The sequence below is a fragment of the Pseudarthrobacter sp. BIM B-2242 genome (assembly GCF_014764445.1).
GTDB lineage: Bacteria > Actinomycetota > Actinomycetes > Actinomycetales > Micrococcaceae > Arthrobacter > Arthrobacter luteus_A.
In genome coordinates this window covers 123,655-150,138 of record NZ_CP061721.1, presented here as the reverse complement: position 1 = coordinate 150,138, position 26,484 = coordinate 123,655, and the positions used below count along the sequence as shown (strand labels likewise).

Sequence of the window (26,484 nt, the reverse complement as noted above, 5' to 3'; positions counted from 1 at the left end):
CCGTGCCGGGCACGGCACAGCCTTCCCCGCCTGCTGTTAAGGTGTCAGGCTCCGATGATGTTGTATTCGGGGCCGAACGGGAACTTGGTGATGTTCTCCGCACCATCTTCGCCGACGACGAGGATGTCGTGCTCGCGGTAGCCGCCGGCGCCCGGCTGGCCGTCCAGGACGGTGATCATCGGTTCCATGGAAACAACCATGCCCGGCTCCAGCACGGTGTCAATGTCCTCGCGGAGTTCCAGCCCGGCTTCACGGCCGTAGTAGTGGCTGAGGACACCGAAGGAGTGGCCGTACCCGAAGGTGCGGTTGGCCAGGAGGCCGTGGCCGACGTAGATCTCGTTGAGCTCGGCGGCGATGTCCTTGCAGACCGCGCCGGGCTTGATGAGTTCCAGGCCGCGCTTGTGGACCTCGACGTTGATGTTCCAGAGTTCCAGGGAGCGGGCATCCGGTTCGCCGTAGAAGAGCGTGCGCTCCAGGGCGGTGTAGTAGCCGGAGGTCATGGGGAAGCAGTTCAGGGACAGGATGTCGTGTTCCTGGATCTTGCGGGTGGTTGCCCAGTTGTGGGCTCCGTCGGTGTTGATGCCGGACTGGAACCAGACCCAGGTGTCGCGGATTTCGGAGTCCGGGAAGGTGCGGGCGATCTCGTGGACCATGGCCTCGGTGCCGATCAAGGCAACCTCGTACTCGGTGATCCCGGCGGTGATGGCGTTACGGATGGCTTCGCCGCCGAGGTCGCCGATGCGTGCACCGTGCTTGATGACCTCGATTTCCTCGGCGGACTTGATCATGCGCTGGCGCATGGCGGCCTGGGCCACGTCCACCAAGGTTGCGCCGGCGAAAGCGGCCTGGATCTTGTTGCGGTTGTCCAGCGGCAGCGAGTCGTCCTCGACGCCGAGGCGGCGCGGGTTGATGCCGCGGGTGCGCAGGACTTCCTGGATGGCGAAGATGTAGTTGTCCCGGCGCCAGTCCGTGTAGATGATGTTGTCGCCATAGCTGCGGCGCCAGGGCATGCCGGCGTCGATGTTGGCGGTGACGGTGACGTTGTCATCCTTGGTGACCACCATGGCGTAGGAGCGGCCGAAGGTGGTGAACAGGAAGTCGGAGTAGTACTTGATGGAGTGGTAGCTGGTCAGGACGACGGCGTCGAGGTCCTTCTCCGCCATGATGCGGCGGAGGCCGGCGAGACGGCGTTCGAACTCGGTGTCGGAGAACGTGAGGCTGACCTTCTTGCCGTTCTTCAGGACCTTGGTGCGCTCCAGTTCGGCGACGGTGGTTGCGTTTTCGGATGCTGTGGTGGTCATGGTGATGCCTTTCTGTGGTGCAGTTTCTTGAGGTAGGAAGAAGAAAGTCTGTTATTCGTGACGCAGCGGTTCTTTACCGGTTTCCCTGGAGAGTGCGACGGCGATCAGGGAGATGAGTGCGGCGCCGACGAGGTACCAGGCAGGTGCCAGGTCGTTGGCCGTTGCCGCGATAAGGAGCGTTGCCATGAAGGGGGCGGTGCCGCCGAACAGGGCATTTGAGAGGTTGAAGCTGACCGCAAACCCGCTGTAGCGGACCCGGGTGGGGAACATTTCGGCCAGGAAGCTTGGAAGCGTGCCGTCATTGAGGGTAAGCATCGCCCCGAGGAGGATCTGGACAAGCACGATGACCAGGAAATTGCCGGTTCCCAACAGAGCGAAGGCGGGCACGGTCAGCACTATAAACGCGATGGATGCAGTGATCAGCACCTTCTTGCGTCCGTAGCGGTCCGAGAGCATCCCCGTCAGGAAGATGAATCCGATGTAGGTCAGCAGCGCGATGGTGGTGGCGAGGAACGATTCGGTTTCGCCAAGGCCAAGCTCCGAGGACAGGTACGTTGGCATGTAGCTGAGGATGACGTAGAAACCGACGGCGTTGAGCAGCACGGCTCCGACTGCCTGCAGCAGCTGCCGCCAGTGGTTCCGGAAGAGGCTGGAGACGGGCGCCTTCACCGCCTCGTCTTCCTTTGCGAGCTGGCGGAACACCGGGGTGTCCTCAAGCTTGGTCCGGATGTAGCGGCCGATCAGTCCCATCGGTGCAGCCAGCAGGAACGGCAGGCGCCAGCCCCAGCTCTGCATCGCGTCGGATGTGAGCAGGACCGTCAGCAGGCCTGCCAGCAGGGAGCCCAGGAGCAGGCCAGCTGCCGTGCTGGCCGGGACAACCGCGGCGTACACGCCGCGCTTGTTGGCGGGCGCGTACTCGACGAGGAAGGCCGAAGCTCCGGCGTACTCACCGGAGGCCGAGAAGCCCTGGATTACCCGGATGATCAGAAGCAGGACTGGCGCCCAGATGCCGATGGTGTCGTAGCCCGGGATAAGTGCGATGCAGAATGTTGCCCCGGACATGATCAGGATGGAGAGCGAAAGTGCTGTCCGCCGGCCTACCCTGTCGCCGATATGGCCCCAGACGAACCCGCCGAGCGGGCGGACCAGGAACGAGATTGCGAACAGGGCGAAGGTTAGTAGGAGCCCGGTCTGGGGGTCGGATTCGGGAAAGAACACTGTGGCGATCGTGACGGCGAGGTAGCCGTATACGGCGTAGTCGAACCATTCAACGAAGTTGCCGATGAAGCTGGCCACGATGACCCTGCGGCGGGTGTCCTTGCTGACTACATCGTCAGGTTCATACTTCTGGCCGCTGAGGGTCCTGCGTCCGGTACTGGAGGTATCACCCGCGTCGCGGGACTCCGGGGTGGTTCCTCGTCCACGGGACGGGGAGGAAGTTTCGTTACTCATGTATCCACCAAATTTGAAGTGTGGTTGCATTCAGCGCAACGCTGTTGCAACAGACTATGGCGTGATTGAGGACACAGTCAATGCCTTCCTAAAAAGAATTTCGAGCGCCTTCAGGCGAGGAGGCAGTCCTCGGTGCACGGGCGCCTTAATGTCCTCCGTTGCGTATAGCGAATCATCGTTGCGCAAACAGCGCCGCCGCCAGACAAAAATGGCGGCTCCCACGAATGCGTGGGAGCCGCCGTTGTAAAAAAGTGGCCGGGTTGGGCCCTACAGCACCTTGCGGACCGTTTCCTCAAAGCTGGTGACATGGTGGAGGGCCAGCTCGGCGGCCCTGTCGGCGTCACCCTCCGCAACCGCCTTGAGCAATTCCACGTGCTCGGTAATGTGGCCGCTGACCGAGGGCAACTTGTCCAGGACCAGGCACCAGATGCGGGTGGCAAGGTTGTCGTAACGGATCAGGGTGTCTTCCAGGTGCGGGTTCCCGGCTGCCTTGTAGATCAGCCGGTGCACCGTCAGGTCATAGCGCATCAGGTCCCGGGATTCCGAGGGGCCGGGTTCCAGGGTGGCGATCGCCGCGGCAACGTTCAGGAGTTCCTGCCGCATGGAAACGGAGGCCCTGAGGGCTGCGCTTCGCGCGGCGAGGGGTTCCAATAGCTCCCGGACTTCGGAGACATCGGCCAGCTCCGTAAAGTCCACGGAGGTGGCAAACGTCCCGCGCCGCGGATAAGACACCACCAGGTGGTCCACCTCAAGCCGCTTGATCGCTTCCCGCACCGGGGTGCGGCCGAAACCGAGCTCCACCGCCAGCTGCCCGTCGTTGAGGGGCTCGCCTGGCCTGATCTCGAGCATGATCAGCTTGTCGCGCAACTGCCTGTACGCGGCCTCGGCCTGGGAGAGGACAGCATCCTCCACCTGCGGCAGGGCGGGAAGTGCGTTCACGTAAACTCTCCGATCTCATTTCCCGCTGCGGCGGGAAGTAACTTTGCCGGGCCTCTTGACTCTGCTGTGATCCTGATCATACCATTGACCTCACACTGATATATCAGTCATAACAGCAGTGGTATTTCAAAAGGAGCATCCGTGGTTGAGCAGTTGAACGAGCGACTTTCCGTAGTCGATCCCGAGGTCCAGCAGGCCATCGCCAATGAACTGGGCCGGCAGCAGTCCACCCTGGAAATGATCGCGTCGGAGAATTTCGCCCCGTCCGCCGTCATGGAGGCGCAGGGCTCAGTGCTGACGAACAAATACGCCGAGGGTTACCCCGGCAAGCGCTACTACGGCGGCTGCGAGCACGTTGATGTGATTGAGCAGCTGGCCATCGACCGTGTGAAGGCCCTTTTCGGCGCTGAGTTCGCGAACGTCCAGCCGCACTCCGGTGCGCAGGCAAACGCCGCGGCGATGTTCGCCCTGCTGAACCCGGGCGACACCATCATGGGCCTGAGCCTGGCCCACGGCGGCCACCTCACCCACGGCATGAAGATCAACTTCTCCGGCAAGCTCTACAACGTGGTCCCGTACCAGGTCCGCGAAGACACCCACACGATCGACATGGCCGAGGTTGAGGCCCTGGCCCTGGAGCACCGGCCCAAGCTGATCGTCGCCGGCTGGTCCGCCTACTCCCGCCAGCTGGACTTCGCCGAGTTCCGCCGCATCGCCGACCTCGTGGGCGCCTACCTGATGGTGGACATGGCCCACTTCGCCGGCCTGGTCGCCGCCGGCCTGCACCCGAACCCGGCGCCGTACGCCGACGTCGTCACCACCACCACCCACAAAACCCTGGGCGGACCCCGCGGCGGTGTCATCCTGGCCAAGGAGCAGTACGCCAAGAAGATCAACAGCGCGGTGTTCCCCGGCCAGCAGGGCGGACCGCTGGAGCACGTCATCGCCGCCAAGGCCGTGGCCTTCAAGCTGGCCGGCGCCCCTGAATTCAAGGAACGCCAGGAACGGGTCCTGCAGGGCTCCAAGCTCCTTGCCGAACGCCTCCTCCGTGACGACGTTGCCGCGGCAGGAATCTCCGTGGTCAACGGCGGCACCGATGTGCACCTGGTCCTGGTTGACCTCCGCAACTCCGAGCTGGACGGCCAGCAGGCCGAAGACGCCCTGCACCGCATCGGCATCACCGTCAACCGCAACGCCGTCCCCTTCGACCCCCGCCCGCCGATGGTCTCCTCCGGCCTCCGGATCGGCACACCGGCACTTGCCACCCGCGGCTTCGGCGCCGAGGAATTCACGGAAGTTGCGGACATTATCGCGACGGCGCTGATCGCATCCGCCAGCGCGGGCACCCTGACCGAGGGCACCGCCGTCGAACTCCGTGCCCGCGTCACGGCCCTGGCCGGGAAGTTCCCCCTTTACCCCCACCTTTCCCAGAACGGCGGCACCGCCGTCCTCGAAGCAGACCTGATTGGAGCAGCCCAGTGAGTGCAGATCTCCTCCCCGAGCACCCGGATTTCCTCTGGCGCAACCCGGAGCCCAAGTCCTCCTACGACGCCGTGATTGTGGGCGGCGGCGGGCACGGCCTTGCCACCGCGTACTTCCTGGCCAAGAACCACGGCATGACCAACATCGCCGTCCTGGAAAAGGGCTGGCTCGCCGGCGGCAACATGGCCCGTAACACCACCATCATCCGCTCCAACTACCTCTGGGACGAGAGCGCGGCCATCTACGAGCACGCCCTCAAGCTCTGGGAGATCCTGCCCGAGGAACTCGAGTACGACTTCCTGTTCAGCCAGCGCGGCGTGATGAACCTCGCCCACACCCTCGGTGACGTCCGCGAAAGCATGCGCCGCGTGGGAGCGAACCAGCTTAATGGCGTGGACGCTGAGTGGCTGGACCCGAAGCAGGTCAAGGAACTCTGCCCCATCCTGAACATCAGCGACAACATCCGCTACCCCGTCATGGGCGCTACCTACCAGCCGCGCGCCGGCATCGCCAAGCACGACCACGTGGCCTGGGCCTTCGCCCGCAAGTGCGACGAAATGGGCGTGGACATCATCCAGAACTGCGAAGTCACCGGCTTCATCAAGGACGGCAACCGGGTCACCGGCGTCAAGACGAACCGCGGCACCATCAACACCGAAAAGGTGGGCCTCGCCGCAGCCGGGCACAGCTCCGTACTCGCCGAGATGGCCGGCTTCGAGCTCCCCATCCAGTCCCACCCGCTTCAGGCCCTGGTCTCCGAACTGCACGAACCGGTCCACCCCACGGTAGTCATGTCCAACCATGTGCACGTCTACGTTTCGCAGGCACACAAGGGTGAACTGGTCATGGGGGCCGGCGTGGACTCCTACAACGGCTACGGCCAGCGCGGGTCGTTCCACGTGATCGAGCACCAGATGGCCGCCGCCGTCGAGCTCTTCCCGATCTTTGCCCGGGCACACGTGCTGCGTACCTGGGGCGGCATCGTGGACACCACCCTGGACGCGTCGCCCATCGTGGGCAACACCCCGGTGGAGAACATGTTTGTGAACTGCGGCTGGGGCACCGGCGGCTTCAAAGCCACACCTGCCGCCGGCATGACCTTCGCCCACAACATCGCCACGGGCACGCCGCACCAGCTGAACAAGCCCTTCGCGCTGGAACGCTTCGAAACCGGCGCCCTGATCGACGAACACGGCGCAGCCGCCGTCGCCCACTAGCACCCAGAAAGAAGACGCACATGCTGCTCATCTCCTGCCCCAACTGCGGCTCGCGCGACGAGACCGAATTCCACTACGGCGGCCAGGCCCACGTGGCCTACCCGGAAAACCCGAACGAACTGACCGACACGGAATGGGCCCATTTCCTGTTCTACCGGGAAAACACCAAAGGCATTTTCGCCGAACGCTGGCTGCACAGCACCGGCTGCCGCCAGTGGTTCAACATGCTTCGCGACACCGTCACCTATGACATCAAGGCCGTGTACCAGATGGGCACGCCCCGCCCTGACCTGCCGGCAAAGGCAGCCCCGGAATCCGGCACCGCCAGCCTCGCGGCTGACAGCACCACCACCGGAACGGCGGCGCCCAGCATCTCGGGCACCAGTATCGCCCCGGCCGATTCAGCCCCCAGCACCACCGCCCCGAAGGGAGCAACCAAGTGACTTCCCAGAACGCCCGCCTCGCCTCCGGCGGACGCATCGACCGCACCATCTCCTGGCGTTTCACCGTGGACGGCGAGGAGTTCGCGGGCCACCCCGGCGACACCCTCGCCTCGGCCCTGATTGCCAACGGGCGGATCTCCGCCGGCAACTCGCTGTACGAGGACCGCGCCCGCGGCATCATGTCCGCCGGCGTTGAGGAATCCAACGCGATGGTCAAGATCTCCCCGCGCTTTCCGGGCGATGTGGCCGAGTCCATGCTGCCTGCCACCACCGTCACCCTGGTGGACGGCCTGAAGGCTGAACTGCTCAACGGCCTCGGCAAGCTGGACCCGGACGAGGACCGTGCTGAATACGACAAGAAGTACGTCCACACCGACGTGCTGGTCATCGGCGGCGGCCCCGCCGGCCTGGCCGCGGCCCGCGAAGCTGTCCGCACCGGCGCCCGCGTCATCCTCATGGACGATCAGCCCGAACTGGGCGGCTCCCTCCTGTCCGGCTCCACCGCGCCGGGACTGGCCGAGACCATCGAAGGCAAGCCGGCCCTGGAATGGGTGGCGGATGTGGAAGCCGAGCTCGTGTCCGGCGCCGAATCCACAGTCCTGAACAGGACATCCGCTTTCGGCGCGTACGACGCCAATTACGTCATCGCCGTCCAGAACCGCACCGACCACCTGTCCAGCCCGGCCGCCCCCGGCGTGTCCCGGCAGCGCATCTGGCACGTCCGCGCCAAGCAGGTAGTCCTGGCACCCGGCGCCCACGAACGCCCGCTGGTGTTCGAGAACAACGATCGCCCCGGCATCATGCTCGCCTCCGCCGTCCGCAGCTACCTCAACCGCTACGCCGTTGCCGCCGGGCAGCGCGTTGTCATCAGCACCACCAACGACAGCGCCTACGCCCTGGCCGCGGACCTGCGCGCCGCCGGCGTCAAGGTCGCCGCCGTCGTCGACGCCCGTCCGCAGCTCACCGCCGTGGCAACTGCCGCCGTCGAAGCCGGCACCCGGGTGCTGATCGGCAGCGCGGTGGCCGACACCGCGTCCAAGGCCGCAGACGGCCGCGTTGAGAGCGTCACCGTCCGCAGCATCAACGACGACGGCGAACTCACCTCCGGCGTCGAAGAGATCGCCTGCGACCTGCTGGCAGTGTCCGGCGGCTGGAGCCCGCTGGTCCACCTCCACTCCCAGCGGCAGGGCAAGCTGCGCTGGGACGACAAGCTGGCCGCTTTTGTGCCGAGCACCGTGGTCCCCAACCAGCAGACCATCGGCTCCGGCCGAGGCAGCTACGAACTCGCGGACGTCCTGGCCGAGGGCATTTCCGCGGGCGCCACAGCGGCGATCGCCGCGGGCTTCGCCTCGGACACCAAGCCGTCCGTCATCGGCGAGCCGAAGGCCTCCGCCCCGACGCGCCAGCTGTGGCTGGTCCCGGGCCAGGCCGGCACGCCGGATGACTGGCACCACCACTTTGTGGACTTCCAGCGCGACCAGTCCGTGGCCGACGTCCTCCGCTCCACCGGGGCCGGGATGCGCTCGGTGGAACACATCAAGCGCTACACCTCCATCAGCACCGCCAACGACCAGGGCAAGACCTCCGGCGTCAACGCTATCGGCGTCATCGCCGCCGCCCTGCGTACAGCCGGCGAAGCGTCCCGGGGCATCGGGGACATCGGCACCACCACGTACCGGGCACCCTTTACGCCGGTGGCTTTCGCGGCACTGGCCGGACGCCAGCGCGGCGAACTGTTCGATCCCGCCCGCGTCACGTCCATCAACCCGTGGCACGTTGCCAAGGGCGCCCTCTTCGAGGACGTCGGGCAGTGGAAGCGGCCCTGGTACTACCCGCAGGCCGGGGAAGACATGGATGCGGCAGTACTGCGTGAGTGCGCAGCAGTCCGCGACTCCGTGGGCTTCATGGACGCCACCACCCTCGGCAAGATCGAAATCCGCGGCAAGGACGCCGGTGAGTTCCTCAACCGGATCTACACCAACGCCTTCAAGAAACTCGCCCCGGGTTCGGCCCGCTACGGCGTGATGTGCATGGCAGACGGCATGATCTTCGACGACGGCGTGACCCTGCGCCTGGACGACGACCGGTACTTCATGACCACCACCACCGGCGGTGCCGCGAAGGTACTGGACTGGCTGGAGGAATGGCTGCAGACCGAATGGCCGGAACTCGACGTGCACTGCACCTCGGTGACCGAACAGTGGTCCACCATTGCCGTCGTCGGGCCTAAATCCCGGGCGGTCCTCGCCAAGGTAGCCCCGGAACTGGCCAAGGACGGCGGGCTGGAAGCCGAAGCCTTCCCGTTCATGACCTTCCGCGAAACCACCCTCGCCTCCGGCGTGCAGGCCCGGGTCTGCCGGATCTCGTTCTCCGGTGAACTGGCCTACGAGATCAACGTGCCGTCCTGGTACGGGCTGAACACCTGGGAGGCCGTGGCCGCCGCCGGGGCCGAATTCAACATCACCCCCTACGGCACCGAAACAATGCACGTGCTCCGCGCCGAAAAGGGCTACCCGATCGTCGGGCAGGACACCGACGGCACCGTCACCCCGCAGGACGCGGGCATGGACTGGATCGTCTCCAAGGCAAAGGAGTTCATCGGCAAGCGCTCCTACGCCCGGGCCGATGCGCAGCGCGAGGACCGCAAGCACCTGGTCAGCGTCCTGCCCGTGGACGGCTCCATCCGGCTCCCGGAAGGCACCCAGCTCGTCGAGAAGGGCATCAGCACCAGCCCCGCCTACGGCCCCGTCCCCATGCAGGGGTTCGTGACCTCGAGCTACCACAGCGCCGCCCTGGGCCGCTCCTTTGGCCTGGCACTGATCAAGAATGGCCGCAACCGCATCGGCGAGACCCTGGTGGCCGCAGCCGGCGACCAGCTGGTCGATGTTGTTGTCGCAGAAACCGTACTGTTTGACCCCGAAGGGACCCGCAAAGATGGCTAATTCAGCAGCACTCGAAGGCATCAATGGACTCCGGGAAATCCGCCGCAGCCCCGCCTCGCACCTGGCGTCAGCACTGGAAGCGGGCTCCGTTCAGGGCAAGGTGGTCCTCGCCGAGGGGCCCTTCCAGACCATGGCCGGGGTCCGCGTAGACCCCGAGTCTGAAGAAGGCGCACGAATTGCCGCCGCCACCGGCGGCCTGCCGGCACGCTGCGGCGAGGTGGGCGGCGCAGACGGCGTCAGCGTCCTCTGGCTTGGACCGTCGGAGTTCCTGGTGGTTGCACCGGAAAAGGCCCACGACTCCCTGGGCGGAAACCTCATCGGTTCCCTCACCGAAGCGCTGGGCGACGCCCCGGGCCAGGTGGTGGACCTGTCCGCCAACCGCACCACGTTCGAACTGTCCGGTCCCCGCGCCCGGGCCGTCCTGGAAAAGGGCTGCGCCCTGGACCTGCACCCGCGCAGCTTCACTCCGGGCACCGCCCTGAACACCGAGGTGGGCAACATCCCGGTGGTCCTGCAGAAGACCGGGGAGGAAAGCTTCCGGCTCTTCCCCCGCGCCTCCTTCGCGGACTTCCTGGGCCGCTGGCTCCTCGATGCAATGCGGGAGTACGCCTCCCCCGAGGTCCCCTAAATGGCGCTCAGCGTCCTGGACCTGTTTTCTGTTGGCATCGGGCCCTCCTCGTCACACACGGTGGGCCCGATGCGGGCAGCGAAGCAGTTCGCCGACGGGCTCAAGGGCGGCGGGCTCCTGAGCTCCACCACCCGGGTCCAGGCTGAACTGTTCGGTTCGCTCGGCGCCACCGGCCGGGGCCATGGCTCCGACAAAGCCGTGGTGCTGGGCCTGCAGGGCCTGGACCCGGAAACCGTGGACACCTTCACGGCCGACGACCAGGTGGCGGCTGCCGCGCTCAACGCCGAACTCCTTGTGGGCGGCGACCACCGGGTGGACTTCAACTGGGACGAGGACGTGGTGCTGCACCGGCGCAAGTCCCTTCCCGCCCACCCCAACGGCATGACCTTCCGGGCGCTGGACCATGCCGGGACCGTCCTGAGTGAACGGAGTTTCTACTCCATCGGCGGCGGCTTCGTGGTGGACGGCGACGCGGACGCGGGCGACCGCGTGGTGGCCGACGCCACCGTCCTCCCCTACCCGTTCACGACTGCCGACGAACTCCTGGCGATCTGCAAGCGCGAGGGCATGTCCATCTCGGACGTTATGCTCGCCAACGAACTCACGTGGCGCAGCGAAGCGGAACTCCGGGAGAAACTGCTGGCACTCTGGGCAGTCATGCGCGAATGCGTGGACAACGGCTGCGCCGCAGAAGGCATCCTGCCCGGCGGACTCAACGTCAGGCGGCGCGCGCCGTCGTTATTCCAGACCCTGTCAGCGGACACGGGGGTCACCGATCCGCTGCGGGCGATGGAATGGGTGAACCTGTTCGCCCTCGCCGTCAACGAGGAAAACGCCGCGGGCGGGCGCATCGTCACGGCCCCCACCAACGGCGCGGCGGGAATTGTCCCCGCCGTCCTGCACTACTACGTCAAGTTCGTGCCGGGAGCCAACGACGACGGTGTGGTCCGCTTCCTGCTGGCCGCGGCCGCCGTCGGAATCCTGTTCAAGATCAACGCCTCCATCTCCGGCGCGGAAGTGGGCTGCCAGGGCGAGGTGGGTTCCGCCTGTTCGATGGCCGCCGCCGGGCTCTGTGAGGTCCTCGGCGGAACCCCCGAGCAGGTGGAGAATGCCGCCGAAGTGGGGATCGAACACAACCTTGGCCTGACCTGCGACCCCGTCGGCGGGCTGGTGCAGATCCCCTGCATCGAACGCAACGCCATCGCCAGCGTCAAGGCGATCAACGCCGCACGACTGTCCCTGCACGGGGACGGCAGCCACAAAGTATCCCTCGACAAAGCCATCAAAACCATGCGCGAGACAGGAGCGGACATGAAAACCAAGTACAAGGAGACCTCCCGCGGGGGTCTCGCCGTCAACGTAATCGAGTGCTGAGCCATGACTGCCATTCAGACTGAATCCTCGCCCGCTTCGGCGGAAACCACCGTGGAGCACGTCCTGACCCTCGACTGCGCGGAGACCCCCGGGATCGTCCACGCCGTCTCCGGGTTCCTGCTGGAGCACGGCTGCGACATCCTGGACAGCAAGCAGTTCGGCGAGCGCGACGAGCGGCACTTCTTTATGCGGGTGCACTTTGTGTCCGACGGCGATGCCTCCACCGCGGACATCCTGCGGACCGGATTCGCCCCGGTGGCCGAACGCTTCGGAATGCGCTGGCGGCTGGAGCCGCAAGGCGCCAAGCGCCGCGTGCTGATCATGGTGTCCAAGTTCGGGCACTGCCTGAACGACCTGCTGTTCCGTGCCAGGACCGGTGAACTGCCCGTGGAGATCGCTGCCGTGGTCTCCAACCACACGGACCACCAGGCGCTCGTGGAATGGCACGGCATCCCGTTCTTCCACGTGCCGGTCACCGCAGCCACCAAACCCGCCGCGGAGGCCCGGCTGCTGGAACTCGTGGACGAGTACGACGTGGAGCTGGTGATCCTGGCCCGCTACATGCAGGTCCTCAGCGACGAACTCACCCGGAAGCTGGACGGCAAGGCCATCAACATCCACCACTCGTTCCTGCCCAGCTTCAAGGGCGCCAAACCGTACCACCAGGCGTATGCGCGCGGGGTCAAGACCGTGGGCGCCACAGCGCACTACGTCAACGCCGAGCTGGACGAGGGTCCGATCATCTCGCAGCAGACCGTGGACGTGGACCACACCTACGGTCCCGAAGACCTTGTTGCGGCCGGCAGGGACACCGAGTGCAAGGCACTGTCCAACGCGGTCCGCTGGCACTGCGAAGGCCGGGTCATCCTGCAGGGCAACCGGACAGTAGTGCTCCGCTAGCCCTCCCCTACCCCCGGACGCTCTCTCACTTAATGTGGGTTTCCGGGCGATCCTCTCTCACTTAATGTGGGTTTTGGCGTGACGCTCTCTCACCCTGGTGAGGGAGCGTCACGGCGCTAACGCTCACCCGCCCGCGAATCCAGATGCCTGGGGGTGGTCAAGCCAGCTGTTGCGAAGTGCCCTTTTGATCGTCACGATCGCTTTCCGGAAATCGTCGGCAAGATCGCCCTTATCGAAAACGAGGACCGTCCAGCCGGCCGACTCGAACGCCTTATCCCGCCTCCTGTCACTGAAGATCTGCGCGTCACCAAGGTGATGACCGCCGTCGTACTGGATGGCGATCCGGCGGTGACGGTAGCCAAGATCGGCCGACGGCGATCGCTCATCTCCGGTGCGCAATCGCACCTGGAGTTCTGGCTCGGGCAGCCCCGCATCGGTCATAGCCAGGCGAAGCAGCGATTCGGGGCCGGAATCGGCCCCAACCCGCATCAGGTCAAGTGCTTCACGAGCCCGCACGACGCCTTGGAGGTTCGGGTGACGGCCCACCAGGATGCGCAGCCCGGCCAGCGTGTCGTAGGGCTGTTTCCTTCCCTCGAAATCCACCCGCGGGATGCGGATCAGTTCATCGCCCATGCTCACCAGGTCATGGAGCGGCAGGGTTCGGGCCAAATCGAGCCACGTCCGGGACCGTGTGCTCAGGCGGATGCCGTCCACCGTTTCGAGCTCGTCTGCCAGCGTCAGCACGGTATGGCCAAACACGCCCTTCCGGCGGACCGACGGCAGTGAACGCGGTTTGCTCAAGTGGAGCTCTGTCGTATCCGCAAGCCACGGAGGCAGCACCTGGCATCGAAGCCGGGCCGCGGTCACATGGGATATCCAGGCTCCCGGCGACGCCGCCGACAGCGCCCTGGCAGCACCCTCCAGATCAAAGTTCCAGTCAGCGGGCCGGTAGAGGCCGCGGCCCACGTTGACCATGTCCTTCCGCCGAAGCCGGTTCAAGGACAGGCCGGCAGTCACGGCTGAGTCGAATGTGAACGGAGCCGCAGCCAGCGGCCGGGGCAGAGAATCTTGCTTTCGCATGCTGGCATTGTGCACCGTATCGGCAGGAGGCTGCAGAAGTTATCCACAGGCCTGCCCTCGGGCGCCGGAGGTGAGAGAGGGTTCGCCAAAAGCCCACATTAAGTGAGAGAGCGTCCTGGCTGTTTGGGCTAAACGGCGGCGAGGCGGGTGGCCAGGTGCAGCGCGGCGAGGCGGCCGGTTCCGCGGGGGTCGCCGCCGCAGAGCGAGAAGATCCGCTGCAGCCGCTGGTGCATCGACTGCCGCTCCAGGTGCAGTTCCCGTGCGGCCTGCGCCGTGTTGCAGCCCGAATCCAGCCAGACCCGCAGCGTCCCCACGAGGGCTGAACGGCGCAGGTCGTCGTGCTCGATGATGGCCCCGAGCTGCTGGCGGACAAAATCTGTCCGCTGCACCTCATCCAGGGAGTGGAAGGCAAGCCGTTCAACGGCGAAGGCCTCGGCGTCGAGCACAGCGCCGGCCTGCCGAGGTCCGGCCGGCCGCGGCTTATCGCCTGCCCCCACTTCCAGCGTCAGCCTGGCCTCCGTCAGGGACCAGGGAGCGGCAGAGATTCCGGCAGCGACCGGGCCCAGTGCACTGATGCTTCCCTCCGGCAGTTCCAGTGACTGGAGCCCGGCCAGGATATCGTTCCGGTCCTCCTGCGCCTTGCCCGTGCGAAGGACCGCAAGCGCCAGCAGCTCCTCGTTGTCCGCGTAGCTGGCGCTGTGCCGGCCCACCCGGTCCAGCAGCTGTTCCACCGCTGTGCGGAGCTGCCGGGAGCCCGGGGACCGGATCACCACGGCCACTAGCTCGGCTGCCGGGGGAATCCCGGCGGCCGGCGCAAGCTGCTGGAGCCGCCAGTTCTGCGTGCCGGCATCGACGGCGCGGATCAGGGCAGCACCCGCCATGTCCTTAAGTCCGGGCGGCATGCGCTGCAGCAGGGCCAGCGCCAGAATGTCCACCGAGCGGTTCCCCGCGATCCTCGCCAGGTTCACATCACCTTCCGCCAAGGTGCGGAGGCTGAGGCGGGCAGACGGAATGCCTCGGACGGAGACATCGATGTGCGTTGTCCGCGCACGGTCCTCTTCGGTGTCGGGAGCCGGTGCATGGTCGGCCTCCGCAGCGTACTCAGCAGGCAGGGCGCTGGCCAGCGGAGCGCCCGTGTTGGAGGTCAGGACCACTTCCGCGCCGGTGGCATCGGCGAGGACAGCCAGGATCCGGTCAAGGCTGCCGCCGTGGGCCAGTTCCACCGCCATCGCGTGGCTTGCCCGGTCAGCCTGCTGCAGGTGCGCCGCCGATTCGCTCACCAGCAGGGAGTTGATGGCCTCCATCACGCCAACGAAGGGCACCACTTTGCGTAGCTCTATCAGCGGAAGCCCGGCGGCTTCAGCTGCTCCCACCATGGACGACGGGATGGACGGCAGCGCAGTACCCGTTTCGATGGCCAGCGCCGCTACGCCACGTTCCGCCAGCTCCCAGATGTAGCCAATACGCCGCTTGTCTGTTGCCGAAGCGAGCGCCTGCCCGCCAGTCAGCAGCAGTTCACCGCCGCCAAGTAACGGGGCGATGTCCAACACCTCACTGGAGTGGATCCAGCGCAGCTGGGTCTGGGCGGCGTTGGCCGCCGCTGCACGGATCACAGGATCCGCGGGGGTGAGGGTGGGATGTTTCAAAACATCCAGCAGGCTGATGGGCATGACACTCCGTCGCATAGAAGACCGATCTTCACGACACATTGTATGTGGTGTATGTGGTCTGAGCCACATAATCTGGAACTATCCCTTTCACTCATGGAGGCTCCCCCATGCAAGACAACCTCTCCACTCAGCAGGCCGACCCGGCAATGACGCCGGCCGAGGACTGCGAAGCCTGGCTCCAGCCCATTCCCGAGTCCCAGCGCACGCACAAGGTTTCCGGCCAGTTCTGGATCTGGGCCGGCGCCAACCTTGCTCCCATCAACTGGGTGCTCGGCGCCCTCGGCATCCACCTCGGCCTCGGCTTTGCCGATACCGTCACCGTTCTGGTCCTGGGGAACCTGATCGGCATGCTGCTGTTCGGCTGCTTCGTCCTCCTCGGCCAGAAGACCGGCGCCACCGGCATGGTCCTGGCCCGGGCAGCGTTCGGCCGCCGCGGCAACTACCTCCCGGCAACCATCCAGGCGGTCCTGGTGATCGGCTGGTGCGCAGTCAATACCTGGATCATCCTTGACCTGGTCATGGCCCTGTTCGGCACCCTCGGCTGGGTTGATCCGACTGCCCAGAACTACGCCTGGAAGATCGGTGTGGCCACCGCCATCATGGCCGCACAGGTAGCCATCGCCTGGTTCGGCTACAAGGCCATCGCAGCCTTCGAAAAGTGGACCGTGCCGCCCACCATCATCATCCTCGCCGTGATGTCCGCCGTAGCCTGGTTCGGCATGAAGATCGACTGGGGCTACGCGGGCCCGGCCGGCCAGATCCTTGAAGGTTCAGAGCGCATCGCCGCCATGAGCGCCGTGATGACCGCCATCGGCATCGGCTGGGGCATCACCTGGTTCACCTACGCCGCCGACTACTCACGGTTCGTCAGCACCGAAGTCCCCAAGAAGAAGGTCTACCTGGCCTCCGTCCTGGGCCAGTTCATCCCCGTGGTGTGGCTCGGCATCCTCGGCGCCAGCCTCGCCACCAACAGCGGCGAGATCGATCCCGGCAAACTCATCGTCCAGAACTTCGGCGTCCTCGCACTGCCCGTGCTGCTGATGGTGCTGCACGGACCCATCGCCACCAACATCCTGAACATCTACACGTTCTCGGTGGCAACCCAGTCGCTGGACATCACCATCAGCCGCCGCAAGCTCAACCTGTTCGTCGGCGTCTTCTCCCTCGCCGCCGTCATCTTCTTCATCTTCCAGGAAGACTTCGCCACGGTACTCGACGCCTGGCTCATCGGCCTGGTCGCCTGGGTTGCCGCCTGGGGCGGAGTTATGCTGGTTCACTACTTCTGGCTCGAGAAGCGTCATCCGGGCAACCCGGAAAGGCTCTTCGACGCGGTGGGCACCAAGCGCCTCCCCGACGTCAACTGGGCCGGCGTGGTCTCCCTCCTGGTGGGCATCTTCGCCACGTGGCTGTTTATGTACGGACTGGTTCCCGCCATGCAGGGCCCCATTGCAGTAGCCCTGGGCGGCTGGGACCTCTCCTGGCTCGCAGGCGGCCTGGCGAGTGCCGGCAGCTACGCCATCCTGGGCCCGAGGTTCCACCGCAGGCACCTGGACTCCGCTTTGCCGGCCGCCACAGTTGCCAAGGCGACCGCCGACCTCCGCTTCGCCACCCAGCCCAGCGCACCGGCCGGACACTGACAACACCCCACACACAAAGAAGCGCCCGACGGCGGCAGGTCACCTGCCGCCGTCGGGCGCTTCTTGCGTTGTGAAACCGTCAGGCGACGCCCGCGGCGAGCACCCGCCTGACGCCACCCTCGTCCGGGTACGCGGCCTGCGTCCCCTTGCGGGTGGTGGCGAGCGCGGCGGCGATCGAAGCGAACGCCGCGGCGTCGGCCAGGGACGCCCCGGCCGCCAGGCGTGCAGCCACGGCGCCGGTGAAGGCGTCGCCGGCGCCCGTGGTGTCCACCGCATTGACCTTGACCGGTGCAATCTGGACGAGCTGCCGGTCCTCGGCCGCGAGCGAATCAAGCACCACGGAGCCGTGGGCCCCGAGGGTGACCAGGACCTGCTGGAGCCCGCGCTCGGCAAAGCGAAGCCGGACCGCTTCCCAATCGCCGGCGTCCCCGCCGCTGCCCGGAATCTCGGCCGAGCCAAGGAACTGCGAGGCTTCGTGGGCGTTGACCAGCAGGACGTCCGTCAGGTCCGCCAGCCGCTGCGGGATTTCCGCATAAGGCGAGAGGTTCAGCACTACTGTTGCGCCGGCGTCGTGCCCCGCCTGTGCGGCCGCGAGCACTGTCTCCATGCTGACTTCCAGGCAGAGGCACATCACTGCGGCGTTGTTGATGGCATCCGCAGCAGCGGCGACGTCCGCCGGCGACAAGGTGCCGTTGGCGCCCGCCGAGATGATGATGTTGTTCTCACCGTTGGCGTCCACGGCGATGACCGCGACGCCGGTTGCCGTGGGTGCCGTGCGGACATACCCGAGGTGGACTCCCGCGCCGGACGCCGAGGTGATCAGCATTTCGCCGTTGGAGTCGTCCCCCACTGCGCCGATAAGGCTGACGTCCGCGCCCAGCCGGCTGGCAGCCACCGCCTGGTTGGCGCTTTTGCCGCCCGGATTGACGGCAAAACCGTTGCCGTGCACCGTCTCGCCGGGCAGCGGCAGCCGCTCGCAGTAGATGGTCAGGTCAGCGTTCAGGGAGCCGACGACGACGATCCTGCCGTTCTTTTCGACGACGGGGCCTGCAGTTGCGGCGCTCATTCGGTCACCTCAGCCTCAACGGGCTTGGGGATCAGGAGCGAGGCGCCGAAGGCGGCGACCGTGATCACGAGACCGGTGACCACAACGCTGAGGTAGGACGCCTTGGCATCCCCAAGCGCCGACGTCGCCACCAAAACTGCGGGCAGCACCAGGAAGCTCAGGCCGGCGCCGAGGTTGAAGGCGCCCGCGTTCATGCCGGGCAGGAAGCCCGGGTTTCCGGCGGGTGAAAGGACAACTCCGAGACCGTTCAGCATGATGTTGACCGTACCGGCGTACATGATGCCCAGCAAGACCGTGCCGGCGATCATCATAGGCAGGCTGCTGAGGCCGAAGAACGCGATGATGGCCAGCGCCACAATGCTGCCCAGCATGCCGATGCGCAGCACCTTGGTGTAGCCGAGCACGGGAGCGAGCCTGCCGCTGAGGGGGCCGACCAGCCAGCCGAGCAGGGCGTAGGGGGTGAGGATGATGAGTGACATTTCGGTGGGGCCGATGCCGAAGCCGGGGTCGGCCGCCTGCACGTAGGCCGGGACGATGCCGTTGATGACGGCGAAGATGCCGGTCATGGTCAGGGTGGTGGTCAGCAGCGGCGCCCAGGTGGAGCGCTGGCGCAGGTGGACGATCTCCACCATGGGCTGACTGGCGCGCTTTTCGGTCCGCCAGAACAGGTAGAACGCGGCGGCGGCAACAACCACCAGCCCGATCGCCAGCATCAGGGTGCCGGATTCGAAGGCGCCGACAAGTTTTGAGCCTTCGTTGAGGGCCGTGAGCAGGGCGCCCACTGCAACCACGATGAAGAACACGCCCAGCCAGTCCATGGTGGTTCCGGCTGCGGGCTTGCTTTCACCGGCGAGGAACGCGATCAGGGCGGTGGCGACGACCGCCAGGACCACCATCAGCCAGAAGATGCTGCGGAAGCCGTAGTGCTCGGCGAAGTAGCCGCCCACGAAGGAGTCCACGCCGGCCACGCCGCCGTTGACCGCGGTGATCAGGCCCATCAGCGCGCCGTACTTCTTGGGGCTGCTGACGGCGGAGCGCAGCATGATGAGGCAGAGCGGGACGGTGGGTCCGCTGACACCCTGGATGATGCGGCCCACAAAGAGCCAGGTGACGTCCGGGGCCAGTGCGGCGATGACCGAGCCGACGGCCATGAGGACCATCATGCCCAGCAGGATCTTCTTGCGGCCGATGATGTCGCTCAGGCGGGGCAGGAAGAGGGAGAAGAGGGCGGCCGCGGTGAAGAACCAGGTCTGGGACAGGCCGATGGTTGCCTGGTCCGTGTTGAGCTCCTCGCCCATGGTGACCAGGGCGGGGCTGAGCATGGAGGCGTTGAGCTGGAAGGCCACGCAGGCAGCCAGCAGGGCCACCATCAGGGCGGTGACGTTGCTGGTTTTCGTGTTCGTGAGGGCGGTGGTGCTCATGCCGTGGCCCCTGCGGTAACGGTTTCAGCGGCGACTGCAGCGGCGGCGGGAGCGCCGACGTCGGGCTCTCCGATGCGCACCAGAGCGTCCGTGACGAGATCCCAGAACTTCTTATGGTCCAGGTCGACGGCCACGGAGGTGTGGCAGTCCTCCGGCGCGGGGGCGCGGAAGTCGGCCACGGTCATGCCGAGGGTCAGCGTGCCCTGCAGTTCGATGTCCACGGGGACCTTGCGGGTGGTGACGATGCTGGGGTCGATCACGTAGGCCACGGCGCAGGGATCGTGGACGGGCGGGTAGTCGAAGCCCTGGGCGTCCTTGTAGGTCTGGGTGAAGAACTCCATCAGTTCCATCACGAACTGTGCGGGCTTGGTGCCCACGGCTGCGATCTTCTCCACCACCTCAGGGGTGGCGAGGGCCTGGTGCGTGAGGTCCAGGCCAACCATCACAACAGGCCACTTTTCGTTGAACACGATGTGCGCGGCTTCGGGGTCGATGATGATGTTGAATTCGGCCACTGCGCTCCAGTTGCCCACGTGGTAACCGCCGCCCATCAGGACAACTTCCTTCACGCGTTCCACGATGCGCGGTTCCTTGCGGGCCGCCAGCGCGATGTTGGTGAGGCCGCCGGTGGGGACCAGGGTGACGGTGCCGGGTTCGTGGGCCATCACGGTGTCGATGATGAGGTCGACGGCGTGGCGCGGGTCCAGTTCGATGGCCGACTCGGGCTGGGCGGGGCCGTCCATGCCTGATTCGCCGTGGATGTCCGGCGCGTTTTCGATGGTGCGGACCAGGGGGCGGGCGCAGCCGGCGGCGAACGGAACGCCGGTGATGCCGGCGATGGTGCCGACGGACAGGGCGTTTTTGGTGACCTTCTCGAGGGTCTGGTTGCCCACTACCGTGGTGACGGCCAGCAGGTCGATGTCAGGGTTGCCGTGGGCAAGCAGCATGGCGACGGCGTCATCGTGCCCGGGGTCGCAGTCGAGGATGATCTTCCTGGGGGCGGGTTTCATCGAGTTGGATTCCACGTCTATTTTCTCCACGTCATTGGGGCCTGCAAGAGCAGCGGGCGCACTTATTACAGTGATCATGACATCCGAAAAGCGTCAACGTCAAGCGCTTAACGTTGCTGCAGGTCAAGCGCTTGACGTCAGTGGCCGCAATGAACTTGGCTGGCCTGGCTTGGTCCTGAACATGCTCGCGCTATATCTGCGTGCGCAGCCCGGTGACGGGCCCCCTGGCTGAGTAGCGGTTGCCCTTGGGGAACGGCCGGAGAAAGACCCTCCCCCTATTACGATCGAGGTATGGAATCCGCGGAACAGTTACAGCATCCCGCGCGGTCGCGGCGGGTCACAGCGGCCATGGTTGCAGCGCGTGCCGGAGTCTCGACGGCGACTGTGTCGCTGGTGGCCAACGGCAAGACCGCGGGCCGCGTCTCCGAGGAGAACATCAGCCGCGTGCGGGAAGCCATTTCGGAGCTCGGGTATGTGGTGGACGGGATCGGCAGCTCGCTGGCCAAGGGCGTCAGCTCGATCGTGATCCTGGTTGCCCCGGACATTTCCAACCCGTTCTTCGCCAAGGTGATCGCCGGGGTGCGGGAGTCCTTGGGCTCGGAGTATCAGCTGTTGCTGTCCGTCACCGACGCGGGCGAGTTTCCCCAGGCCGCCGACGTCCGGCGGCTGATGTCTCTGCGTCCTGCCGGGCTCCTGGTGGACGCACCCAACGCAGGCTTCCTGGAGGATCTCTCCGTCGCCGGCCCGCTGGTCCTGCTCGATGCCCCGGGCCTGGAGGCCTACGCGCCGTCGGTCAACCTGGACGTTGCCCATGGCGCGCGGCAGTTGGCAGCGCACCTGGCTTCGTCCGGCCACCGGAAGGTGGCTTATCTGGACAGCGTCACCGGGACCGCGACGTTTGAGGTCAGGCGCAGCGCCTTCCTGGCCGAGGCCGAGGAACTGGCAATGTCGGTGCCGGACGGCGGGTTTGTCAGCACCACCATCGACGTCGGTGCGGCAGCGGCTGCCTTCGCCGACGCCTGGCCGCAGTGGCAGCGGAACGGGATTACCGCCGTCGTCTGCGCCACGGATACCCACGCCTACGGCGTGCTGCAGGAAGCCCGCGTGGCGGGTGTGCGGATTCCGGAGGAGCTGGCCATCGCCGGCTTCGACGATCTGCCGTATTCCGCCACGAGCAATCCCAGCCTGACCAGCGTGCACCTGCCCGCAACGTCTTTGGGAGTGCAGGCGGGCGGCCAGCTGCGGCGCCTAATGGAAGGCAGCCCGCTCCAACAGCCCCAGCTGACCCTGGAAAGTTCCCTGGTGGTCCGCAACTCCACGTCCGCCCCCTTGGGACGCTCTCTCACTTAATGTGGGTTTTTCGGCAACGCTCTCTCACTTTCTTCAAGAAAGTGAGAGAGCGTTGCCGTTTTTCCCACATTAAGTGAGAGAGCGTCCTGATGGGGGACGTGTCACACCGCCGCCGTAAGCTGGGACCATGCCGAGTAACTGGGACAGCCTGGACGTCAGCCTCCGCGAATCCGTGCAGGCAAATGTGGAGATCTACGAGCGCGTCCGCCCTGCCCTGAAGCTGGTCACCCGGGACGTCCTGCTCGTCCTGCGCCGCATGCTCAAGGACAGCGAGGTGACGCCGCTGTTTGTCACCGGGCGCACCAAAACGGTGGAATCGTTCCGCGAAAAGATCTCCCGGATTGAAGAACCGCTGGAGCCCGGCGGGCCTCCGGTGCTGAAGTTTCCGGACCCGTTCCGCACGCTCAATGACATGGTGGGCGTCCGCGTCATTACCAAACTGCCGGCCGAAAACGCCCTGGCGGCCAACATCATCAAGCGCGAGCGGCAGGTGTTCGACTGCCGCGGGGACCGGGAGAAGGACATCGGCTCCATCGAATCCGGTACCTACGGCTACTCCAGCCGCCACCTCATCCTGCGCACCATCCAGAACGAGACCGTCAAGGAGTATCAGCAGGTTTTCAACCCGGACCTTCCGCCCAACGGCAGCTATTTCTTCGAATGCCAGATCCGCACCGTGTTCGCCCATGCCTGGAGCGAGATTGAGCACGACATCCGCTTCAAGGCCGAGGACCCGCGCGCCTGGACACCGCACTTTGACCGCCAGTTCACCGCCACCGCCGCCATGCTGGAAACTGTGGAAACCGCCTTCGCGGACCTCCACGAACGGTATGAGGAAGTACGCAGTTACTGGGACATGGACGGTGAGGGCGCCGCGCAGCTCACGCCCAACCGCATCCGCGACGTCTGGCGCACGCTGCTGCCGCACGTGGACCGCAAGGTGGACGACGACTGGGGCTGGGCGGCCGAGCTGATGGCGGCGCACGGGCTGAACCAGACCGTCCAGCTGGCCGGCTTGCTCAGCGCCCAGCGCATCACCGAGGTCCGCAAGGCCCTGGATCACCGCTACTCCCCCGGCCCGGACCGGCTGCTGGATGACCTCCTGCTCTGGCAGTACGGCACCAAACATATTGACCTCACCGCGGAAGCGCCCGACGCCGTCCCGCACCCGCGGCGCGACAGCCTCCTGCGGCGCCTGAAACAGATTGAGCGCTACCGCCACGCCAAGGTCACGTAACCCTTTCAAGCCGTGAAAAGAGACGGGCGCGGGGCCGCAGGATTATTGGGCGCCCCGGACCGTCAACTACCCTTGACTGGTAGGGGCGGCTGTTACAAACGTGCCCCCAATGCTTCCGGTTCCCGCCCTGCGGCACGATCCGGCACCCGTTTTGCCCCTCTCTGACAAGGATTCCGCCATTTCCACGGACGCATTCTTCGCCTCGCTCACACGGATCCGCAACGTCATCCTGCCGGCACCCGTTCGGTCCTGGCTCAACACTTCCCGCGGGCTGCTCACGGGTTTCATCCTGGTGCACCTGGGGTTCCTGATTTTCGGCGCCCTGCTTTCCCTCCGCGGCGAAGCATTCAGCGACACGTTCATTTACCGCGACTGGGCAAGCGCCGGTTTCAACGAGGCGAACCTCAGCGGCGGTCCGAGCCCCTGGGTTTACCCCATCCTGGCGCTGATCCCCATGGCGCTGGCCGGTATCGCCGGGCCCGGGCCGTTCTTCTTCCTCTGGGTGCTGATGACCACGCTTCTGAACGGGTGGGGACTGGCGAAGCTCACGGACCGCGGCCGGAACCAGGACGCGATCCCGGCGGGCTGGTGGTGGCTGATCTTCACGCTGCTGATGGGCTGGCTCGGGTTCGCCCGTGTGGACGGCCTCACGGCACCGATCGTCCTGGTGGCTCTTGCGTACGGCGTGGGCCGGCCGTTCATCGCCTCGGTCATTCTCGCCGCCGCCACCTGGGTGAAGGTCTGGCCGGCGGCAGTGATGCTGGCCCTGTTCGCCGTGGTCAAGAACCGACTGCTCGTGGTGCTGGCGGGCGTGGCGACGTCGGCAGTGGTGGTGGCGCTGGCCGCCGTCGTAGGCAGTGTGCCCAAGCTGCTGAACTTCCTCACCCAGCAGGGCGACCGGGGCATGCAGCTCGAGGCCACCTTCACCACGCCGTGGCTGTGGCTTTCCGTGCTGAATATCGGCGACTCCCGGATGTACATGAACACCGACATCAACTCGATGCAGGTGGATGGACCCGGTACCGCCGTGATGTCCGTGCTGATGCAGCCGCTGCTGATCCTGGCGGCGCTGCTGGTGGCAGGCCTGACGTTCTGGGCGCTGCACAACGGCAAGCTGAACCACGACGCAAACGGGGGCGGCGTGGACCGCACCGAGCTGCTGCTCGCCGGCGCCCTCACGCTCACCACGGCTTTTGTGGTGTTCAACAAGGTGGGCTCGCCCCAGTTCATGGTGTGGCTGGCCCCCGCGGTGGCAGTGGGCCTGGCGCACAGCTGGCGTGAATGGCGGGTCCCCGCGGCCATGCTCATCGCCATCGCCGTGGCCACCTTCTTCATCTACCCCTTGTTCTACGATGCACTGAGCCACAACAACCCGCTGATGGCCGGCGTGCTGACCATCCGCAATGTGCTCCTGGTGGTGCTGTTCCTGTGGTCTGTCCGGCGGCTCTACTCGCTGGGCAAGAAGGCTCCCGCGTCCGTCCCCGCGCTCAAGGAGTCCTGACATTTCCACGACGTTCTTCGACCGGCTGGTCACTGTCCGCAGCACGCTCCTGCCCGCCCGCGTGGTGGACTGGTTTGCCCGTCCGTCCAGCGTCTGGTGGGGCTTCGCGGTTATCCACCTGTATTTCCTGGGCTGGATGGCGTCCTTCTTCCTCAGCGGCGATACGTTCAGCGACACCGAGCAGTACCGGCAGTGGGCCATGGACGGCTACAACCCGGACAGCCTCGACGGGAAGATCAGCCCGTGGGTCTACCCGGTGCTGGCACAGATCCCGATTTTCCTCGCGAACATCGCCGGACCCAGCCTCTACCTGCTCTGCTGGTTCCTGATCATCACGGCCCTCAACGCCGTCGGCCTCGTGTACCTGACCCGCGGTCCGCGGAAGGTGCGCGGCATTGCCCCGGCCTGGTGGTGGCTGTTTTTCACCGTCTTTATGGGGTATCTGAGCTTCGCCCGGGTAGAAGGCATCACCGCTCCCCTGGTGCTGATCGCCCTGCTCTACGCCGCTGAACGCCCCGTGGTGGCGGGCGTCCTGCTGAGCGTCGCCACGTGGATCAAGGTGTGGCCGGCGGCCGTCCTGGTGCCGATTGTGATCGCCAGCCGCAAGCGCATCCAGGTGCTGGCCTCCGGCGTCGCCGTTACCGCCGTGGTGGGCCTGGGCACGTACCTGTCCGGCGGTTTGCCGCACATCATGGACTTCCTCACCAACCAGGGCGAGCGGGGCATGCAGCTTGAGGCCACGTTCTCCACGCCGTGGGTATGGCTGAGCGTGTTCAACATTGCCGGCTCCAAAATGGCGGACAATACGGCCATCAACTCCACCGAGGTCTACGGCCCGGGCGCATCGGTGGCGGCGTTCCTGATGCAGCCGCTGCTGATCGTCGCCGCGGTGGTGGCAGCCATCCTGCTGGTCCGTGCACTGAAGCGCGGGGCCGAGCGGGAAGAACTCTTCCTCGAAGGCGCCCTGATGATGACCACGGCGTTCATCGTGTTCAACAAGGTGGGTTCGCCGCAGTTCATCATCTGGCTGGCGCCGGTGATCATCGCCGGCCTGACCCACGACTGGGACCGCTGGAAGGTCCCGGCCGCCCTGCTGATGGGGATCGCCATGACCACTTTTGTGATTTACCCGCTGTTTTACACCCCGCTCATCCACGCCCATCCGGTGATGGCCGCAATCCTCACGACGCGCAACGTGCTGCTGGTGGTGCTGCTGTGGTGGTCGGTGAAGCGGACGGCGGAGCTGGGCCGGAAAAAGGCGGCGGTGCCGGAGGCGCGGACCGCCTAAAGCGCAGACCGGCAACGGCATGCGGCACCCGTGTTCTTCCTCGCTCACCGGCCTGAAGAGTACGCTTTGATGACACCGTTATGCAGCGTGCGGCGCCACAATTTTTAGCCTGGGTGCAGATCTCCCCCAGCCTTCCGGAGTGATGCGTAGCGGCTGCTCAACCTCCCACTCACAGTCGTTTTCCGCTGCTGGTTCCCCTCAGGGTGCCAGCCACTCGTAGCGGGCAAGGTCCCTTACCCCTCCCGTCCCCAGCCAGCCGCGCGGCTTGCATCACGGCACCAAGGAATGACGAAAAACTCAAGAGGAGCCCTATGGAACCCGGGGCAGTTGCTGCGTTGGTTGTCGGGTACATCGCCACAGTTTTTGGTGTTTTACTGCTGTACTCGCCGCTGATTCTCCTTGCGGTGGGTTTGTTGCTCACCGCCGGCCTGTTGCAGCTGCTGGCTTGGCCTTTCCTGGCCCTGATCCATAAATGGCGGAGAAAGCCAGACCCGCCGCAGGACGGATCATGGCTTTTTCACTAACATTCCGCCGCTGCACGCAAGC

21 protein-coding genes are annotated in these 26,484 nt (G+C 65.8%); 13 read left to right on the top strand and 8 right to left on the bottom strand.

Annotation, left to right across the window (positions count from 1 at the left end; genetic code table 11):
* Nucleotides 1-44: 44 nt before the first annotated feature.
* The 3 genes from IDT60_RS00685 to IDT60_RS00675 all read right to left on the bottom strand — a co-directional run bounded on the left by IDT60_RS00685 (nt 45) and on the right by IDT60_RS00675 (nt 3,692).
* Complete coding sequence (locus IDT60_RS00685) at nt 45-1,301, bottom strand: aminopeptidase P family protein (RefSeq protein ID WP_191080497.1); 1,257 nt, start codon at nt 1,299-1,301, stop codon at nt 45-47.
* 51 nt (nt 1,302-1,352) lie between these two features.
* Nucleotides 1,353-2,753 (bottom strand): MFS transporter, encoded by a 1,401-nt coding sequence (locus tag IDT60_RS00680; protein WP_191080496.1) that lies wholly within the window; start codon nt 2,751-2,753, stop codon nt 1,353-1,355.
* A 267-nt stretch (nt 2,754-3,020) separates the two neighbouring features.
* The gene (locus IDT60_RS00675; RefSeq protein WP_191080495.1) at nt 3,021-3,692 is read right to left on the bottom strand and encodes a GntR family transcriptional regulator; all 672 of its coding nucleotides are present in this window, start codon (nt 3,690-3,692) and stop codon (nt 3,021-3,023) included.
* Nucleotides 3,693-3,833: 141 nt separating this feature from the next.
* Between IDT60_RS00675 and glyA the strand changes: the two genes are divergently transcribed.
* From glyA to purU, 7 genes are read left to right on the top strand one after another with little or no spacing between them, the layout of a single operon-like run.
* The gene (glyA, locus tag IDT60_RS00670; protein WP_305072140.1) at nt 3,834-5,174 is read left to right on the top strand and encodes a serine hydroxymethyltransferase; all 1,341 of its coding nucleotides are present in this window, start codon (nt 3,834-3,836) and stop codon (nt 5,172-5,174) included.
* The gene (locus IDT60_RS00665; RefSeq protein ID WP_191080494.1) at nt 5,171-6,391 is read left to right on the top strand and encodes a sarcosine oxidase subunit beta family protein; all 1,221 of its coding nucleotides are present in this window, start codon (nt 5,171-5,173) and stop codon (nt 6,389-6,391) included. The genes glyA and IDT60_RS00665 overlap by 4 nt, the downstream gene beginning before the upstream one ends.
* A gap of 20 nt (nt 6,392-6,411) precedes the next feature.
* Nucleotides 6,412-6,834 carry a sarcosine oxidase subunit delta gene (locus IDT60_RS00660; RefSeq protein WP_191080493.1) on the top strand — a complete coding sequence of 141 codons (423 nt, stop codon included), beginning with the start codon at nt 6,412-6,414 and terminating at the stop codon, nt 6,832-6,834.
* Nucleotides 6,831-9,776: a sarcosine oxidase subunit alpha family protein gene (locus tag IDT60_RS00655; RefSeq protein ID WP_191080492.1), complete on the top strand. Its 2,946-nt coding sequence runs from the start codon at nt 6,831-6,833 to the stop codon at nt 9,774-9,776. The genes IDT60_RS00660 and IDT60_RS00655 overlap by 4 nt, the downstream gene beginning before the upstream one ends.
* On the top strand, nt 9,769-10,404 hold the full coding sequence (locus tag IDT60_RS00650) for a sarcosine oxidase subunit gamma (RefSeq protein WP_191080491.1): 636 nt from the start codon (nt 9,769-9,771) through the stop codon (nt 10,402-10,404). The genes IDT60_RS00655 and IDT60_RS00650 overlap by 8 nt, the downstream gene beginning before the upstream one ends.
* Entirely contained in the window at nt 10,405-11,778 is a 1,374-nt protein-coding gene (locus IDT60_RS00645) for an L-serine ammonia-lyase (RefSeq protein ID WP_164203255.1), read from the top strand.
* Between the two features lie 3 nt (nt 11,779-11,781).
* Entirely contained in the window at nt 11,782-12,678 is an 897-nt protein-coding gene (gene purU / locus IDT60_RS00640; RefSeq protein WP_191080490.1) for a formyltetrahydrofolate deformylase, read from the top strand.
* Between the two features lie 123 nt (nt 12,679-12,801).
* Here the strand turns inward: purU and IDT60_RS00635 are convergent, their stop codons facing one another.
* Both IDT60_RS00635 and IDT60_RS00630 read right to left on the bottom strand, forming a co-directional pair.
* Nucleotides 12,802-13,758, bottom strand: coding sequence for a DUF559 domain-containing protein (locus IDT60_RS00635; protein WP_191080489.1), 957 nt, complete (start codon nt 13,756-13,758; stop codon nt 12,802-12,804).
* 128 nt (nt 13,759-13,886) lie between these two features.
* Nucleotides 13,887-15,428: a PucR family transcriptional regulator gene (locus IDT60_RS00630; RefSeq protein WP_191080488.1), complete on the bottom strand. Its 1,542-nt coding sequence runs from the start codon at nt 15,426-15,428 to the stop codon at nt 13,887-13,889.
* Between the two features lie 107 nt (nt 15,429-15,535).
* Here IDT60_RS00630 and IDT60_RS00625 point away from each other — a divergent pair, with 107 nt between their 5' ends.
* Nucleotides 15,536-17,065 carry a cytosine permease gene (locus IDT60_RS00625; RefSeq protein ID WP_191080487.1) on the top strand — a complete coding sequence of 510 codons (1,530 nt, stop codon included), beginning with the start codon at nt 15,536-15,538 and terminating at the stop codon, nt 17,063-17,065.
* A gap of 79 nt (nt 17,066-17,144) precedes the next feature.
* Here the strand turns inward: IDT60_RS00625 and IDT60_RS00620 are convergent, their stop codons facing one another.
* From IDT60_RS00620 to IDT60_RS00610, 3 genes are read right to left on the bottom strand one after another with little or no spacing between them, the layout of a single operon-like run.
* Nucleotides 17,145-18,131, bottom strand: coding sequence for a ribokinase (locus tag IDT60_RS00620; RefSeq protein ID WP_191080486.1), 987 nt, complete (start codon nt 18,129-18,131; stop codon nt 17,145-17,147).
* Nucleotides 18,128-19,552 (bottom strand): MFS transporter, encoded by a 1,425-nt coding sequence (locus IDT60_RS00615; protein ID WP_191080485.1) that lies wholly within the window; start codon nt 19,550-19,552, stop codon nt 18,128-18,130. Before IDT60_RS00615 ends, IDT60_RS00620 begins: the two co-directional genes overlap by 4 nt.
* The gene (locus IDT60_RS00610; protein WP_191081761.1) at nt 19,549-20,562 is read right to left on the bottom strand and encodes a nucleoside hydrolase; all 1,014 of its coding nucleotides are present in this window, start codon (nt 20,560-20,562) and stop codon (nt 19,549-19,551) included. Before IDT60_RS00610 ends, IDT60_RS00615 begins: the two co-directional genes overlap by 4 nt.
* A 291-nt stretch (nt 20,563-20,853) precedes the next feature.
* On the opposite strand from IDT60_RS00610, the gene IDT60_RS00605 reads away from it, so the two are divergent.
* The 5 genes from IDT60_RS00605 to IDT60_RS00585 all read left to right on the top strand — a co-directional run bounded on the left by IDT60_RS00605 (nt 20,854) and on the right by IDT60_RS00585 (nt 26,462).
* The gene (locus IDT60_RS00605) at nt 20,854-21,912 is read left to right on the top strand and encodes a LacI family DNA-binding transcriptional regulator (protein WP_191080484.1); all 1,059 of its coding nucleotides are present in this window, start codon (nt 20,854-20,856) and stop codon (nt 21,910-21,912) included.
* A 127-nt stretch (nt 21,913-22,039) separates the two neighbouring features.
* Nucleotides 22,040-23,149, top strand: a complete 1,110-nt coding sequence (locus IDT60_RS00600) for a GTP pyrophosphokinase family protein (RefSeq protein WP_191080483.1) — start codon at nt 22,040-22,042, stop codon at nt 23,147-23,149.
* Nucleotides 23,150-23,327: 178 nt separating this feature from the next.
* Nucleotides 23,328-24,650 carry a glycosyltransferase family 87 protein gene (locus IDT60_RS00595; protein ID WP_223884010.1) on the top strand — a complete coding sequence of 441 codons (1,323 nt, stop codon included), beginning with the start codon at nt 23,328-23,330 and terminating at the stop codon, nt 24,648-24,650.
* A gap of 61 nt (nt 24,651-24,711) precedes the next feature.
* Nucleotides 24,712-25,938 (top strand): glycosyltransferase 87 family protein, encoded by a 1,227-nt coding sequence (locus IDT60_RS00590; protein ID WP_191080481.1) that lies wholly within the window; start codon nt 24,712-24,714, stop codon nt 25,936-25,938.
* A gap of 311 nt (nt 25,939-26,249) precedes the next feature.
* Complete coding sequence (locus tag IDT60_RS00585) at nt 26,250-26,462, top strand: hypothetical protein (RefSeq protein ID WP_191080480.1); 213 nt, start codon at nt 26,250-26,252, stop codon at nt 26,460-26,462.
* The last annotated feature ends 22 nt before the right edge of the window (nt 26,463-26,484 follow it).